17 protein-coding genes are annotated in these 14,532 nt (G+C 65.4%); 10 read left to right on the top strand and 7 right to left on the bottom strand.

Annotation, left to right across the window (positions count from 1 at the left end; all coding sequences use genetic code 11):
- Window positions 1–36 precede the first annotated feature (36 nt).
- Window positions 37–498, top strand: coding sequence for a methyltransferase family protein (locus tag AC1Z3O_RS07420; RefSeq protein ID WP_483514805.1), 462 nt, complete (start codon window positions 37–39; stop codon window positions 496–498).
- A gap of 104 nt (window positions 499–602) precedes the next feature.
- A complete protein-coding gene (locus AC1Z3O_RS07415; protein WP_483514804.1) occupies window positions 603–935 on the top strand; it encodes a YciI family protein in 333 nt (110 codons plus the stop codon).
- Between the two features lie 150 nt (window positions 936–1,085).
- On the opposite strand, the gene AC1Z3O_RS07410 is transcribed toward AC1Z3O_RS07415, so the two are convergent.
- Window positions 1,086–1,673, bottom strand: a complete 588-nt coding sequence (locus AC1Z3O_RS07410) for a TetR/AcrR family transcriptional regulator (protein WP_483514802.1) — start codon at window positions 1,671–1,673, stop codon at window positions 1,086–1,088.
- An 89-nt stretch (window positions 1,674–1,762) separates the two neighbouring features.
- Here AC1Z3O_RS07410 and AC1Z3O_RS07405 point away from each other — a divergent pair, with 89 nt between their 5' ends.
- Window positions 1,763–2,488, top strand: a complete 726-nt coding sequence (locus AC1Z3O_RS07405) for a hypothetical protein (protein ID WP_483514800.1) — start codon at window positions 1,763–1,765, stop codon at window positions 2,486–2,488.
- Between the two features lie 128 nt (window positions 2,489–2,616).
- Here AC1Z3O_RS07405 and AC1Z3O_RS07400 read toward each other — a convergent pair whose 3' ends face one another.
- Together AC1Z3O_RS07400 and AC1Z3O_RS07395 are read right to left on the bottom strand one after the other, a co-directional pair.
- Window positions 2,617–3,831 carry a serine hydrolase domain-containing protein gene (locus AC1Z3O_RS07400; RefSeq protein ID WP_483514798.1) on the bottom strand — a complete coding sequence of 405 codons (1,215 nt, stop codon included), beginning with the start codon at window positions 3,829–3,831 and terminating at the stop codon, window positions 2,617–2,619.
- Between the two features lie 30 nt (window positions 3,832–3,861).
- On the bottom strand, window positions 3,862–5,079 hold the full coding sequence (locus tag AC1Z3O_RS07395) for an MFS transporter (RefSeq protein WP_483514796.1): 1,218 nt from the start codon (window positions 5,077–5,079) through the stop codon (window positions 3,862–3,864).
- A 141-nt stretch (window positions 5,080–5,220) separates the two neighbouring features.
- Here AC1Z3O_RS07395 and AC1Z3O_RS07390 point away from each other — a divergent pair, with 141 nt between their 5' ends.
- Together AC1Z3O_RS07390 and AC1Z3O_RS07385 are read left to right on the top strand one after the other, a co-directional pair.
- Entirely contained in the window at window positions 5,221–6,126 is a 906-nt protein-coding gene (locus AC1Z3O_RS07390; RefSeq protein ID WP_483514794.1) for a LysR family transcriptional regulator, read from the top strand.
- A gap of 179 nt (window positions 6,127–6,305) precedes the next feature.
- On the top strand, window positions 6,306–6,623 hold the full coding sequence (locus AC1Z3O_RS07385; protein ID WP_483514792.1) for a LysR substrate-binding domain-containing protein: 318 nt from the start codon (window positions 6,306–6,308) through the stop codon (window positions 6,621–6,623).
- A 49-nt stretch (window positions 6,624–6,672) separates the two neighbouring features.
- On the opposite strand, the gene AC1Z3O_RS07380 is transcribed toward AC1Z3O_RS07385, so the two are convergent.
- Window positions 6,673–7,716 carry a Vgb family protein gene (locus AC1Z3O_RS07380; protein ID WP_483514790.1) on the bottom strand — a complete coding sequence of 348 codons (1,044 nt, stop codon included), beginning with the start codon at window positions 7,714–7,716 and terminating at the stop codon, window positions 6,673–6,675.
- Window positions 7,717–7,993: 277 nt separating this feature from the next.
- On the opposite strand from AC1Z3O_RS07380, the gene AC1Z3O_RS07375 reads away from it, so the two are divergent.
- The gene (locus tag AC1Z3O_RS07375) at window positions 7,994–8,482 is read left to right on the top strand and encodes a VOC family protein (RefSeq protein ID WP_483514788.1); all 489 of its coding nucleotides are present in this window, start codon (window positions 7,994–7,996) and stop codon (window positions 8,480–8,482) included.
- A 97-nt stretch (window positions 8,483–8,579) separates the two neighbouring features.
- On the opposite strand, the gene AC1Z3O_RS07370 is transcribed toward AC1Z3O_RS07375, so the two are convergent.
- Window positions 8,580–9,182: a LysE family translocator gene (locus AC1Z3O_RS07370; protein WP_483514786.1), complete on the bottom strand. Its 603-nt coding sequence runs from the start codon at window positions 9,180–9,182 to the stop codon at window positions 8,580–8,582.
- A gap of 242 nt (window positions 9,183–9,424) precedes the next feature.
- On the opposite strand from AC1Z3O_RS07370, the gene AC1Z3O_RS07365 reads away from it, so the two are divergent.
- From AC1Z3O_RS07365 to AC1Z3O_RS07350, 4 genes are all read left to right on the top strand, one after another.
- The gene (locus AC1Z3O_RS07365) at window positions 9,425–9,814 is read left to right on the top strand and encodes a BlaI/MecI/CopY family transcriptional regulator (protein ID WP_483514784.1); all 390 of its coding nucleotides are present in this window, start codon (window positions 9,425–9,427) and stop codon (window positions 9,812–9,814) included.
- Window positions 9,811–11,580, top strand: a complete 1,770-nt coding sequence (locus tag AC1Z3O_RS07360; RefSeq protein WP_483514782.1) for a M56 family metallopeptidase — start codon at window positions 9,811–9,813, stop codon at window positions 11,578–11,580. Before AC1Z3O_RS07365 ends, AC1Z3O_RS07360 begins: the two co-directional genes overlap by 4 nt.
- A 96-nt stretch (window positions 11,581–11,676) precedes the next feature.
- Window positions 11,677–12,501, top strand: a complete 825-nt coding sequence (blaOXA, locus tag AC1Z3O_RS07355) for a class D beta-lactamase (protein ID WP_483514780.1) — start codon at window positions 11,677–11,679, stop codon at window positions 12,499–12,501.
- 7 nt (window positions 12,502–12,508) lie between these two features.
- Complete coding sequence (locus AC1Z3O_RS07350; RefSeq protein ID WP_483514778.1) at window positions 12,509–13,624, top strand: acyltransferase family protein; 1,116 nt, start codon at window positions 12,509–12,511, stop codon at window positions 13,622–13,624.
- 18 nt (window positions 13,625–13,642) lie between these two features.
- Here AC1Z3O_RS07350 and AC1Z3O_RS07345 read toward each other — a convergent pair whose 3' ends face one another.
- Together AC1Z3O_RS07345 and AC1Z3O_RS07340 are read right to left on the bottom strand one after the other, a co-directional pair.
- A complete protein-coding gene (locus AC1Z3O_RS07345) occupies window positions 13,643–13,990 on the bottom strand; it encodes a hypothetical protein (protein WP_483514776.1) in 348 nt (115 codons plus the stop codon).
- Window positions 13,991–14,131: 141 nt separating this feature from the next.
- Window positions 14,132–14,416, bottom strand: coding sequence for a DUF2917 domain-containing protein (locus tag AC1Z3O_RS07340; RefSeq protein ID WP_483514774.1), 285 nt, complete (start codon window positions 14,414–14,416; stop codon window positions 14,132–14,134).
- Window positions 14,417–14,532 lie beyond the last annotated feature (116 nt).

Raw genomic sequence — 14,532 nt, 5'->3', positions numbered from 1 at the left:
TAGCCGATTCGGTCGCTATGCGCCCTCCTCATTGCAATGAACTCCCTTGAACTGAAGATCCCGCCACCGCTCGTGGCGCTGCTGGTCGGCTTGCTTATGTGGCTGGCATCCCCGTTGATTGCCCCGCTTGAAGTTCCGTTCTGGCTTCGCGCAGGAATCGCAGTGGCCATCGCTTGCATTGGCGCGCTTATCGCGATCGCAGCTACGGTTTCATTCCTGCGGGGGAAGACCACGGTGAACCCGGTCAAGCCCGATGCTGCGTCGTTGCTGGTCACCGGCGGGGTATTTGGCTTCACGCGCAATCCCATGTACCTGGGCATGCTGCTGTTCCTGTGCGCGTGGGCAGTGTACTTGTCGAACTGGCTGGCTCCGCTATTCCTGCCTCTGTTCGTGCTCTATATCAACCGGTTCCAGATCATGCCCGAGGAGCGCGCGCTGTCATCGCTCTTCGGTCCGCAGTACGCCGCATACAAGGAGAAAGTTCGCCGGTGGCTGTGATGCGCCCCCCCCAGCGAGCTGTCAGTTGCACGCGGGCTTCGCCCACTTGCAACTGCCGTTTGGAATTCGAGAGGAGTCGAGGCGCTGCCACGGAGATTGATGCCATGCCTAAATTCATAACGATCGGATACGGCGACCGCGCGGGGTACGATCGCACCGACGCGGCCGTTCGGGATGCGGCTCACGCGCACGACGCCCGGCTGCGCGAATCAGGCGTTCTGATGGGTATCGCGGGCACTCCCGTTCAGGTACGAAACCCCGATGCAGGCGGTGTCGAGACCAGGAGCAGTCCTTTCATGTCTTCCACATTGCCTGTAGCCGGCTTCGCAATCATTGAAGCCGCGACGCTGGAGGAGGCGGTGGAGATGGTGTCCAAGACCCCCTGTGCTGTCGCACACGGTGTGGTCGAGGTGTGGCCGCTCGAACAAGCAGGATAGGCGCACTGACGTACTGGCCTCGTTCTGGCGTGGAATTGGTGCGTGGAATTCGAATACCCGGCAGGCTAACGGACTATCAACATAGCGGATGCTGGCGAGTGACCGCAACGGGTCACCTGCGGAAGTTTGCCGTCAAGTCGTAGATCGTTATCAGTCTTCCAACGCGCCTCGCACAAAAGACCGTACCGCAGCCAGGATCCGCCTCGCTTCTGCCGGATCCTCCGCAGCACGCGCGAGGATCATTCCGCCGACCATCGCCGCGAGCGCACCCGTTGCCTCGCGCGCCCGCCCATTGCGCTGCTCGGCCTGGCTGCGCTGCCCGAACCATCGCAGATAGGCTCGGACGTTTTCACTAAAGGTTGCACGCACCGCCTCCTCGGCGCGCGCGAGTTCGGAGCCGCACGCAGCAACTGCGCAGCCCCGCTCGGGATGCGCGTAGTGGGGGAGGCTCAGGTAGGCGTCTGCGATGTCTGCCAGCCCGGGGGGCTGCTCGCCCGTCGCATCCGCGGCCGTGCGCTCAAGATAGGCGAGTGTTTCGGCCATGGCGTGCGAGAGCGCCTCGGCGATGAGCGCTTCTTTCGAAGCAAAATGCGCATAGAAGCCCCCGTGGGTCAGGCCAACACTTTTCATGATGGCCGCCACGCTGACGCCGTCTGGCCCGTGCTCGCGGATTGCGCTCGCGGCCGCCGCAATGATCCGCTCGCGGGTGGCTTGCTTGTGATCCTCGCTCCAAGGCATGAATCCCTCCTGGTTTCATTGACAAATTATGATGCGCATCATATTTTTGTCAATATGATGCTTGTCATATTGTTTGACGGAGGTGTGCCATGATCGACTTGATTGGGGCAGTTGCCTTGAGCGTGGCTTCAGCGCTCGTTGTTTTCGTCTACGTCTACTATCTCCCGCTGAGCAACAGGCGACGGGCAGCCGTCGCCAGCCTGTTTGCCGCGTGGTTCGCGCTGGTTGTGACGTGTGGCGCGACGGGCGCCTTGGACGCGGTGCATGGCATAGGGCCAGCGGGGATGGGCGTCGCCGTTATTGTCCCGTTTGCGGTGCTGACATACGCCAGCACGCGGGCCGGCACTCTGCGCGAAGCCCTTGGCGCCATTCCCTTGCCGGTGCTGATCGGCGTGCACGCGATTCGCTTGCTTGGTGTGTTCTTTGTGCTGCTCTATTCGGCCGGTCGCCTACCCGCGCCGTTTGCCCCCTCCGCAGGCTGGGGAGATGTGTTGATCGGCGCCACTGCATTGCCGGTCGCGTATCTGGCCGCAATGAGGGCGCCGGCTTGGCGCTTTGGGGTACTAGCCTGGAATGCACTGGGGCTGTTCGACCTGGTGGATGCTATTGCGCTAGGCGTAGTCTCCTCACCAGGGATTCCGTTTGCTCTCGGGCATCATGGCGCAAGCAGCAACTTGATGACGACGTTGCCGTGGATCCTCATCCCGTGCTTCCTCGTGCCGTTGCTCGCGCATCTGCATCTAGTGATCTTTCAGCAGTTGCGGCGTTCAGTCGTTGCCGGCGAGCAGATGCGGCACGTGCCTCGTCACTCATGATCATGAGGAAGGCCTATGTCTCTCGTTTAAAGCGCGCCTTCCATGCAGACCCAGGCCGTGGAGTCCTTGCCCGAGCACACAGCAGCCGCACGCGGCCTTCCGCGAGCGGCCGCCACATTGGAAAGCGGTCACCCGCCCATCACGCCTGATCTCCCATAGATTGCGCAGGCAAGATCATCCGGGAATCGCCCGCCAGGCGACTGCCCTTCCAGACCGGCATTGGTGAACGCGACGACGGTCAGGCCATTGGAACGGTCGACGAACCACGAATGCCCGTAGGCGCCGCCCAGACGCCACGTCCCCACGGGTTCGGGCGAGTTGGCGGCGACCGGATCGCGCAGCACCGTGAAGCCGAGGCCGAAGCCGCGGCCCGGCCATGGCAGGAGATCCATGCCCCGCGCCTGGTCCATCGCCATCGCCTCGACCTGAGACGCCGACAGCAGCGGCGCGCCGCCCTTGCGCAGGGTTTCGAGGAGGGCGAGAAGATCGCCGGCCGAGCCGATCATGCCCGCACCTCCCGAGGCGAAGACATGGTTCTCGAAGGCCCGCGCCAGCGACATGCGCATCCCGTCCGCGCCTTCGATGAAGGGCAGCGGAATGATTTCGAGGTCGGCCATGCGACGGGAGGCGCCGCCCTCATTGATATACCCGGCGGCGAGGCGTTTGGGATCGGCGACGGCAAAGCCTGTGTCCGCCAGACCCAGCGGCCCCGTTACCAGCGCCTGGATCGCCTTGGCCAGCGGCATGCCGGACGCCCTTTCGATCACGAACCCGAGCACATCCGTCGCAAGCGAGTAGTTCCAGGCAGTGCCCGGCGCGAACAGGAGCGGCACGGTGCCGATGCGCCGGACATTCTCTTCCAGCGTTAGGTCGACGATGTCCATCCCGTCGGACACGCCGGCGCGATGATACGGCCCGTCGGCAGGTTCGAGGAAGCCGTAGCCCAGACCCGCGGTATGGCTGAGCAAGTGGCGGATGGTGATGTCGGGGACGCTGCCGGCCGGCGACGCCGGCCGGAAATCGGGCAGCCATGTTGCGACCGGCGCATCGAGGCTGAGCCGCTCCTGCTCGATCAGCACGATTGCCGCGACCGATACATAGACCTTCGACACGGATGACAGGCGGAACAGCGTGTGCGGTGTCAGCGCACGACCGGCTTCGCGGTCGGCAAACCCGGCGGCACGCGAATAGATCGTCTCGCCCTCCTTGGCGATGAGGACGACGGCGCCCACCACGCGCTGTTCCGCAATGGCAGTGTCAACGACGGAATCGACGCGCTCGGTCAGGCCGGAAAGCGGCAGGATGGAGGGAAATGAGAGACGATTGGCCGAAGCATAGGGCATGGGAAGCTCCAGGGCGTTGAGGGAATCGGATCAGCGGGATGGGGCGGCAGGAAAGCCGTTTCGGCGCGCGGCCCAGGCCACGACAAAGGCCGGGACGAGCAGGCAGAGCGTGGCCGGGGCGAAGGCGCCGACGCCGGCCTTGTCGAGCAGCAGGCCACCGATGATGCCGCCACCCGCGATCGCCATGTTCCAGGCGGTAACGAGCATGGATTGGGCAACGTCCGCCGCGTCGCCGGCGGCCTTGGCAAGTGCGGTCTGGAAGAGCGTGGCGGCACCGCCGAAGGCGAGTCCCCACACGCCGACCGCGCCATAGATCGCGGCGGGGCGATCGCCCCAGACACCGAGCGCGAGCGCGGAAAGCGCAAACAGCAGCGTGCTGGCGAGGGTCAGCGCACGCAGATGGCGGTCGATCAAGACACCGATGATCCAGATGCCGATCAGCGAGGCGATGCCGAAAACCAGCAGGGCAAGGTCCGTCCGGTCGGCCATGCCGGCCACTGTCAGAAACGGCGCGATATAGGTGTAGAGGATGTTGTGCGCCAGCACGAAGGCCAGCACCACGAACAGGACGGCACGAATGCCTGGCAAGGTGAACACGCGCACGAGCGGCAGGCGCTTGCCCCTCGCCTGTCCGGCGAAGTCCGGCACCTTGGCCTGCACCCAGACCATCAGGACCAGCGCTAACAGGGTCATGATGCCGAAACAGGCGCGCCATCCCACGAGCGTGCCGAGAAAGGTGCCAGCAGGCACGCCCAGCGACAGCGCCAATGGCGTACCCACCATGGCGATCGCGATGGCCCGCCCCTTCTGATGCTCTGGCACCATGCGCGCGGCATACCCAGCCAGCAGCGCCCATAGTAGCCCCGCCGACACGCCAGCCAGGAACCGGGCCACCATCGTCACGGCATAGCTTGTCGAAAGCGTCGTGACCATGTTGGCGATGGCAAAGCCCGCGATGGCGACCAGCAACAAGGGCCTGCGCCGCACGCCCTGCGTGGTGGCGGTCAATGGAATCGCGGCAAGCAGGGAGCCGATCGCATAGATGGTCACGAGCTGGCCCGCGAGCGATTCCGACACCGCCAGCCCCGCACCGATCTGCCGCAGCAGGCCGGCCGGCAGCGCTTCGGTCAGGATGGTGACGAATCCTGCCAAGGCCAATGCCAGTAGGGACGCAATGGGAAGCCGGCCCGATCCTTCAGGGGCTTCGCCGTCATTGCCGAGAATTCCTGTTCCTGTCGAAGTTGTCATGGTTCACCTGTTCAGAGCGCCGACTGCACACGCACCACGCGCGCATGCAGAGCAGGCGATCACCTTAGGCTGATGGCGAACGCAAGACAATAATGCTAATGTTCAGAACATATCGGACAAAACTTCTTTAATTGGCGTGATATGGAATCGCTCAGCGGTATCGCGTTCTTCGTGCAGGCAGCGGAAACCCGCAGCTTTTCAGAGGCTGGGCGCAATCTCGGCGTGTCGTCCTCAGCGGTCGGGAAAAGCGTCGCCCGGCTTGAAGAGCGGCTGGGCGTCCGCCTGCTTCACCGCAGCACGCGCAGCATTACGCTGACTGCCGAAGGCACCTTGTTCCTGGAACGCTGCCGGCGCATCCTGTGCGAATTCGAGGCCGCCGAACTGGAGCTGTCCGAGACACGCCAGGCCCCACAGGGGCGGCTGCGCATCAGCCTGCCCCTGGTGTTCAGGTTGATCATGCCCGTCCTGAGCGCCTTCATGCATCGCTACCCGGCCATTGAGCTGGACGTGGATTTCTCGGATCGCCTGGTAGATGTCATCGAGGAAGGATTCGATGCCGTCGTGCGGACCGGCGAGCCCACGGACTCGCGCCTGATGTCACGTCCGCTCGGAACATATCGGCTGATACTGGTCGCATCGCCCGATTATCTGTCCCGCCACGGCAGGCCGCGGATTCCCGCCGATCTCGCCGCCCACGCCTGTCTGCAGCACAAGTTCCCCAGTACCGGCAAGCTTGAAGCCTGGCCGCTGAAGCGCACGGATGCGCAGCCGGACGTGGCGCTGCCTGTCACCATGGTCTGCAACACGTCCGAGGCACTGATGGATGTTGCCAAGGATGGCCTGGGTATCACTTGCCTGCCTGATTTCATGGTGCGCAAAGCGCTCGAACAGGGGGAACTGACCACCGTGTTGAACAAGCATGTCGAACACCAAGGCACCTTCCGCCTGCTTTGGCCCTCCAGCAAGCACCTGGCGCCGAAACTGCGCGTGTTCATTGACTTCATGGCCGAGCGCCTGTTTGCTGACCAAGGCTTTGGCATGCGGTAGTTCCGAAGATCAAGCCCCCCGCCCTGCGGACGCCGTTCCGCCCGCAGCCTTGTCAGCCGTGCCGGATTGGGGCAACTCTGCAGCCCGCGCCTGGTGGCGCCGCGCCGCTCGGCCGTGCTGGCCGACATCACCGCTGAGCGCTTGCTGCACGACGAGCACCGCGATGACTGGCGGCTGTGGTGCGAAGCCGCGCGGACGTGCACGGGCTGGATTGCGGCGGCGGCATCGTTTTCGTGGGCTCCAATGCCGCCATCGAGGCCGCGCTCGCCGGCCGCGGTGTCGCCCTCGTGCGGCGCTCCCTTGTGGAGCCGGAGTTGGCCTCGCGCCGGCTGCTGGCCGTGAAGGTGCCAGCGTTGCGCACGCCGCTGGCCTACCACCTTGTCTATCGGGCGGAGACGCTCGCTACCCCAGCGAGGCGCGCGTTCTTCGAGTGGATCCTGGCGCAGGCCGGGCAAGCGATAGAGAAAACGGGGCCATTGAAGCGCCTTGGCGCATAGCGTCGAGGCGCCTCAATGGTCCATCGGACAGCGCCGCCGCAGCGCGCCATCAGTTGCCGCCGGCATCGGCTGCGCGAGGGCGGTAGCGCAGCAGGTGGTCGGTGCCGGACTCGGACAACCAGACTTCTCCCGGCCGCCCCATCATCTGCCGCACGTTCGCATGCGGACGCGGCAGCGCAAGCACGTCGAAGCGCTCGGTGCGCGGATCGAAGCGCACCAGCGCGTTGGCGCTCCATTCGCTGAGCCAGACGATGTCCCGGTCGTCGACGAAGATCGCGTACGCGTGCGGTTCATGGCCGGGTAGCTTCCATTCGCGCCATTGATGCGTTGCCGGGTCGAACACGCCGACTTTCCCCGCGATCCATTCGCTGACCCAGACCCGCCCTTTGGAATCGGCCCATACCCGGCGTGCGCCCTGGTTCGGTGTCGGCGGCTCGATGACCTGGGCCGCGCCGCTGGCGGGATCGATGCGGCCGAGGTAGCTGCCGGCCAGTGAGGCGAAGTACAGGCTGCCGTCAGGGGTCACGCAGATGCCGTAGGGGCCGGGTCCGCGCGGCGCATTGAAGACGCGCATGCTGGCTCGCGCCGGGTCGAGTTCGCCGTAGATGCCGCCTTGCCCGGTAAACCACAGGTGCCCTCGCTTGTCGAAGACCGCGGTGTTCAGATTGGCGCTCGGCCGGTCCTTCGGTAAGGGAAAGCGCGTGACGGCAAGGGTCTTCGGGTCGACGCGCACGATCGCGTTCTGGCCGCCGTCCGTGATCCATGCCGCCCTGTCGGGACCAACGATCACGCCGTGCGGCGCCGACCCTTTGCCCAGCGGGACCTCGTCGATCTTGCCGCTGCGGGGGTCCAGCCTTCCGACCGCGCCCTGAGCCTGCGCGGTGTACCACACGGTGCCATCGGGCCCCGGCGCAACGTCGTGCGGCGCGCTGCCGGTGGGGACGGCAAAGGTCTCGAAGGACGCAGGCTCCGCCTGCGCCGAAGTCATGGCGAGCGCTACGCTGACCAAGGCCGATGCCAACGACAGGGTCAGCATGGATCCGAGAATCCTGCTCGTCGCTGCCAAAACCCTTCCCTTCTCTATGTTCAACATATCCGCCTCCGTGGTCCGGGATGCGTTGCAAAGGGTGCCGAGGGCTTGATTGTTGCACTGATCCGGACTGTGGGGCTTGTCCCGCCTGCGCGGGAACGGCGGGCATTTTCAAGCACCCTCCCCTGCAAAAGGCGGGTCAACTGCACCCTGCATGGCCTGAGATCCTGGAAGTGCAAAATATTTTGCAGGCGTGTCGAATTCGATGCCCCTCCTTCGTCGTCTTCACGAGGGCACCCGGCTTGCCGCACCATTCGACCACCACGACAGGAGATTTGCCATGAAGATGCAGAAGATCACCCCATTCCTCTGGTATTCCAAGGAAGCGGAGGAAGCCGCCACGCTCTATGCATCCATCTTTCCTGACTCACGCGTCACCCGCGTCACTTCGATGCCGAGCGAGTCGCCTAGCGGCCCGCCGGGCTCCGTGAAGATCGTCGAGTTCGTTCTCTTCGGACAGCCCTTTACCGCCATGAGCGCCGGGCCACTGGACCCGTTCAACCACGCGATCTCCTTCGTGGTCCATTGTGATGACCAGGCAGAAATCGACCGTTATTGGAACGCCCTGCTCGATGGCGGCTCGCCCGAGCAGTGTGGCTGGCTGAAAGACCGCTTCGGGCTCTCGTGGCAGATCGTCCCGACGGTTCTCGGCGAGCTGATGGCCGACCCTGATCGGGCCAAGGCGAAGCGGGCGGCCGAGGCCATGATGAAGATGGTCAAGCTCGACATCGCCGCGTTGAAGGCCGCACACGCGGGGACGGCAGATTGACGTAAGCGCCGCTGCGTCGTGCGCGCGATGGAGTGCCGGCCGGCTTCGCTGGCTTCGCGCCGACGCTCCTATCGCACCACATGGCGCATCTCGTCTGCTACGCCCGTTTTGCGATCAACAGCGCGCACCCGCTGATCAATGTCGCCGCCACCCGATTCACCAAGCGCATCTGGCGGGGTTCCGTGATCAGCCTGCGCGCCCTCAAGGCCGCGACCAGATAGAACAGCTGCATCGACAGGTCGATGGCGATGCCGATCGCAACAATCAACAAGGTTTCCGACATCGACAAGGCACGCAGATCAAAGGCTTGCGGCAAGACGGCGCCGAAGAACACGACGGCCTTGGGATTGCCCAAGGTCAGCAGGATGCCTGCCAGGAAGCCTTTGGACTGCGCTTCCTTCGCCTCGCCAGCGGGCGCTTCGGCATTCCACAGCTTCCAGGCCACGAACAGCAGGTAGATGACGCCCAGCCATTTGACGACGACGAACACCGACGCGAAGCGCAGCGCCAGCGCCGCCAGCCCGAAGATCGTCGCGATCAGCCAGACCGAATTGCCCGTCACCATGCCGACGACAAACGACAGCGCCGAGGATCTTCCCCGTGCGATGACGTGGGCGATCATCGATCCCTGGGCCGGCCCGGGCAAGGCCGATGCGACCAGGTAGGGAATGATGAAGAACCAGATGTTTGCCCAGGTCATTTGATCTTGTCTCCGATGGCGTTGTTGTGTTCGTTGTCATTTTGACCGGAGGAATCCTACCGCAATTCGGTCCGGTCGATCATCCCTTGGAGGACAGCGAATTTGCCCCACCCTTGCCAGGCCATCTGCCTCAATCTAGAAAAAAACTTCTAGACAACATCTTCTAGAAAGAATAGTCTACAAAGGCTGATCCACGCGCCGGGATCCATCGATCCCTGCATCGCATTTCACGTACCCTAGCCATGAGCCGTTCTCCCTCCCCGCCCGCCAAGCCCACCAGCGCCGAACTCGACATTCTGCAAGCCCTATGGGAAACGGGACCCGCTACGGTCAAGGTGGTCCACCAGGCCATGTCCGCCAGTCGGTCCGACCTGACCTACGCGAACGTGCTGCGGCTGATGCAGATCATGCACGCCAAGGGCTTGCTGGAGCGCGATGAAAGCGAGCGTTCCCACGTGTATGCGCCTGCCCAGAGCCAGAAGTCGATGCAGGCCAGCCTGGTGAGGGACCTGATCAGCAAGGCGTTCGCCGGGTCCGGCAAGGCGCTGGTGCTGGCGGCGCTGCGTGGTGGTCATGTGAGCAAGCTGGAGCGCGCCGAGATCGAGGATCTGCTGCGCGGAGACGGCAAGTGAGTGGCCCGTTGCCGGGGCTCGCCTGGGTAGCGGGCGAGACGCTGCTGGCCTTCTTGTGGCAGGGCCTGTGCATCCAGGCTGCCGCGGCTTGCCTGCTGTGGGTGTTTCGGCCAGCGGAGGCTCGGGCACGCTATGCGGTACTGTGCGCCGCGCTGTTCCTGTGTGTGGCGGTGCCTGCAATGGATGCGGCCGCCTACCTGGATGCCTGGCGGACCTCAGGTGTGTTGGCGGATGGTGCTGCCGGCATGGGCGCGATGCCTGGCGTGATATCGGACCTGATGCCCCTTCCGGGCGCACCCTGGCAAGCCTGGCTGGCGTCGGCCTGGCTGGCCGGCGTGCTGCTGATGACGCTCCGGATCCTGCTTGGCCTGGCCTGGCTGCGGCGCACTGTCCGTGCCAGCCGGCCCTGGACGGACACGGCGTGGGTGGCACGCGTGGCCGCGATGTCGCGCCGGCTGCGGCTGCCGCGCGGCGTGGCGCTGCGCGTGGTCGATGGCCTGTCCAGCCCGGTGACGGCGGGCTGGTGGCGGCCGGTGGTGCTGGTGCCCGCCGGCCTGGTGACGGGGATGCCGGCCGATCTGCTGGAGGCGCTGCTGGCCCATGAGCTCGCGCATGTCCGGCGCCTGGATTACCTGGTCAATCTCTTGCAGCGCGTGGTCGAGGCCCTGCTGTTCTTCCACCCGTCGGTCTGGTGGCTGTCCCGCCGCATCCGTGAGGAACGCGAGCACATCGCGGACGATCTTGCCGCGGACATCATCGGGGAGCCGCGCACGCTGGCGCTCGCGCTCGACGGCCTGAGCCGCTTCGCACAATACGAGGCCGCCGAGGCCGCCGGCCTCGGCCTGGCGCAGCAGGCGAGAGACGGAGAGTTGGTCCAGCGCATCCGTCGCCTGGTGCGCCCCGCACCGGCGCCCGCGCGTTCCGCGCTCGCCGTTCCATTGCTTGCCGTGGGGCTGCTGCTGGGGATCGCCGGCCTTGGCGCCTGGTCCGGCCTGGGCGCTACGGATGCGCCGCTCAAACCGGAGCTGGGCGCGGCGGCTGGCGCCCCGCCCGCCTTGTCGAGCATCGAAGCGCTGGTCAAGGCCAGCGGGGCCGCCCATGTCCTGGTGGTGGATTCGACGTCGGGCGCCAAGTTGATCGGACGCGCGGAGCACGAAGCTGTCCCCATCGCCTCGCTGACCAAGCTGATGACGGCCATGGTGGTGCTGGACGCCACGCCGGACCTGGCTCGGCGTGTCCGGATCGATGAACAGGATGCCGCGGCGACGCGGGGCAGCGTGTCGCAGTTGCCGGTAGGCGCCAGCACGACTCTAGGCACGCTGCTGCGCCTGGCGCTGATGTCCTCGGACAACCGGGCGGCCCATGCGCTGGCGCGCAGCTATCCCGGCGGCGCGCCAGCGTTTGCGCGCTCCTTGCGCAACAAGATGACGACACTCGGCCTGGAGCATACGACGCTGGAAGAGCCAACCGGCCTGTCCGCGGCGAATCGCTCGACGGCCACGGACGTGGAGCGCATCGTGGGCGCGGCCGCTCGTTATCCGGAGATTGCGCGCGACAGCACCCAACTCGCCGAGACGGTGGACCTCAAGGGCGGCCCCGTCCACTACCGCAATACCAACCCGCTGGTCGGCCGCCAGGGATGGGACATTCAGCTATCCAAGACGGGCATGTCCGCCTTGGCGGGCCGCTGCCTGGTCATGCGCGTGCGGGTGCAAGGACGCGACCTGACCCTGGTGCTGCTCAACGGGCGCCAGCAGCCAGCATAGCCTGCGCAGCTCCCACGGCGCCGTCTCGCAGGGCCGCGGCGCTGGTTTGTCCTCTCTGTTGTTCCGGTCCTGGCTTTCCACCACTTTCCCTCCGATATGAAACCAAGCCTGAACTGGGGCGGGATATCCGCCGCCCTGCTCCTGTGCGGACTGTGCGCGCTGCCGGCGTCCGCCCGTACGATCTGCACCGTGGTCGCCGACGCGACGGATGGCCGCACCCTGCTGCAGCAGGGCCAATGCGCCGACCGAGTTACGCCGGCCTCCTCCTTCAAGATCGCCCTCAGCCTGATGGGATTCGACGCGGGCATCCTGCAGGACGAACACGCACCCTCGTGGCAGTTCCAGCCCGGCTATCCGGATTGGGGCGGCGAGCCATGGCGCCAGCCCACGGACCCGGCGCGGTGGATCCGGTACTCGGTATTCTGGTACTCGCAGCAGATTGCTGGGCGCCTGGGCCAGGATCGCCTCCAGCAATACACCTCGGCCTTCGGCTACGGCAACCAGGACGTCTCGGGCGACCCCGGCAAGCACAACGGCACGCAGGGCGCCTGGTTCATCTCGTCGCTGCGGGTTTCGCCGCTGGAACAGGTCGTCTTCCTGCGCAAGATCGCCAACCGGCAGTTGCCCGTGAGCGCGCATGCCTACGACATGACCGAGCGCATCTTCCTGCAGGAGCAGGCGCCGGACGGCTGGCAGGTGTACGGCAAGACCGGCACAGGATCGCCCGGCACGAATGGCAAGTATGACCGCGACCATGCCTACGGCTGGTTCGTGGGCTGGGCGAAGAAAGGCGGTCGGAAACTGGTGTTCGCCCGCCTGACCCAGGACGAACGGGCCGCCACGCCGAACGCCGGCATGCGGACACGCGATGCCTTCCTCCGGGAGTTCCCCGGCCTGGTCAACGCCAACACGAAGGACTGACACTGCCGTGCACGCCGATCCGCGCAACGGGCGGATCGACATGCTGCGCGGCGTGTCGATCCTGCTGGTGCTGTTTCACCATTTCAATATCGCCTACCCGCTCAAGGACACCGCTTTGGCGGCAGTGCTGGGCTGGCCCGCCGTGCGTGCCGTGGCCCGCAATGGCAACTACGGCGTGACGATGTTCTTCGTCGTGTCCGGTTTCCTCATCACGTCCAACGCGCTCGGGCGCTGGGGCAGCCTGGACCGGATCCGGCTGCCGGACTTCTATGCGCTGCGGGCGGCGCGCATCCTGCCCACCCTGTTCCTGATGCTGCTGATGGTGGACGCCCTGGCCTTGGCAGGCGTGCGGATCTTCGACAACCGCGTGGGCGCGCCGGTGTCGCTGTGGACTGCCAACCTGGCGGGCGCGACCTTCTGGATCAATGTCCTCATCACGCAGCACGGCTGGATCAACTATCCGCTGGGCGTGCTGTGGTCGCTGTCGGTCGAGGTGGTGTTCTACCTGCTCTTCCCCCTGGCCTGCCTGTGGCTGCGGCGGCCATCGTACCTGCTGGCCCTCGCGCTGCTGGCAGTGTGCACAGGGCCACTGTACCGCTACGCGAACCCCGGGGAACACAGCGCATATCTCTACGCGTATCCGGCCTGCTTCGACGCCATCGTCATCGGCTGCGGCGCCGCCCTGCTGGCGCGGCGCAGGCCATTTCCTATGCTGCAGCGGCGCTCGGTCCGGGCGGGGATCATCGCCTCGATGACGCTGCTGTACCTGGCCTGGCCGATCGCGCAAAGCAATGTGCTGGGCGTGAGTGCGATGGCGCTGGCCACAGCCTTGCTGCTGCTGGGCAGCGGCCCCGCGCCATCGTCGAAGCCGGCCCTGGTGCTGGCAGCCTTTGGGCGCCGTAGCTACGAGATCTATCTCTTCCATCTGCTTGTGCTTGGCTTGATGCGCACGGCGATGCCTCCAGCCTTGACGGCCGGGGATGAGAAGATCGGCTTATTGATTGCCTACCTGGTGCTGTCGGGCGCGGTGGGCGTGTGCGTGGCGCGGCTGTGGTCGGATCCGCTCAATGCGGCGCTACGCCGGAGGGCGATTCGCGATCCGGCGTATGCGCTCAAGCCGTAAAGAGGGTTGCCAATGAATTCAGCGCAATTCCTGCGATTCGGTATTCGAAAGCACCCGGCGCGAGGACCAAGCCATGCTCACCCGGGCCAGAAGGTGCGACGCCAGAGACCGCGGGGGCGTGATCATGCAAGTCACCGCCTGCGTCCCTTCGGCCTGGATCTTGACGAATGCGTGGCACGGCAGGACGTGCTGGGCACCTTCCTCCAACTTGACGAAATAGGTAGGCGCGATGCTCAGGAACCAGTCCAGTGACCCGTCCCGATATTCCACGCATATGGCGCCGTCCTTCGCCACGAGAGTACTTCCGCGCTTCAAGATCAAGGCGTGGACCTGCCCCGGGTAACATTGCCGCTCGGTTGTTGTCATGGTGAGTTCTCCCGTTCCGTTTGCCCGACTTGCCAGTGGCGAACCTGCATCGGCACTGGCCCATGCCCGGAGTGCGCGCGGCCCGCTTCACAGCGGACTCGTTGCCTCAGCTCAATAGCGGAATTCGATGCGAAGCAAGGCTCAAGCTACATCGTGCAGGCGCAGCCATGCCACCAGCCGCCACAGCGACGGCGGCGCCATTGTCTTGGCCAGCATGAACCGCACGGCACCGTCGCCGGACAGCCAGAAGCGCCGGCCCTCGGCCAACTCGAACACCTGGCCCGGCTTTAGCCAGACGTCCCCGATGCGGCCTTCCTCGGTCACCCATAAGCGGCCTTCCATGACCTTCACGCTGTGTCCACAGCCGCCGTGCAAGCTCACGGGCGGGCTCGGCTCGTCCAGTTCGAACATCCGTAGTTCGCGCATTTCGCCACCCCTTTTTTACGTGGCGGGTCTGCCCGGTGACGGCGCGCTGCCTTGCACGCCTCACCGGCGCCCTCCACCACCCCTCATGGTCAGTCGCTTCACTCTTTTCCTTGTTC

The organism is Cupriavidus sp. 09_S30, assembly GCF_056930435.1.
Note: the sequence above shows the minus strand (reverse complement) of the source record. Positions and strands in the feature narration are given on the sequence as shown.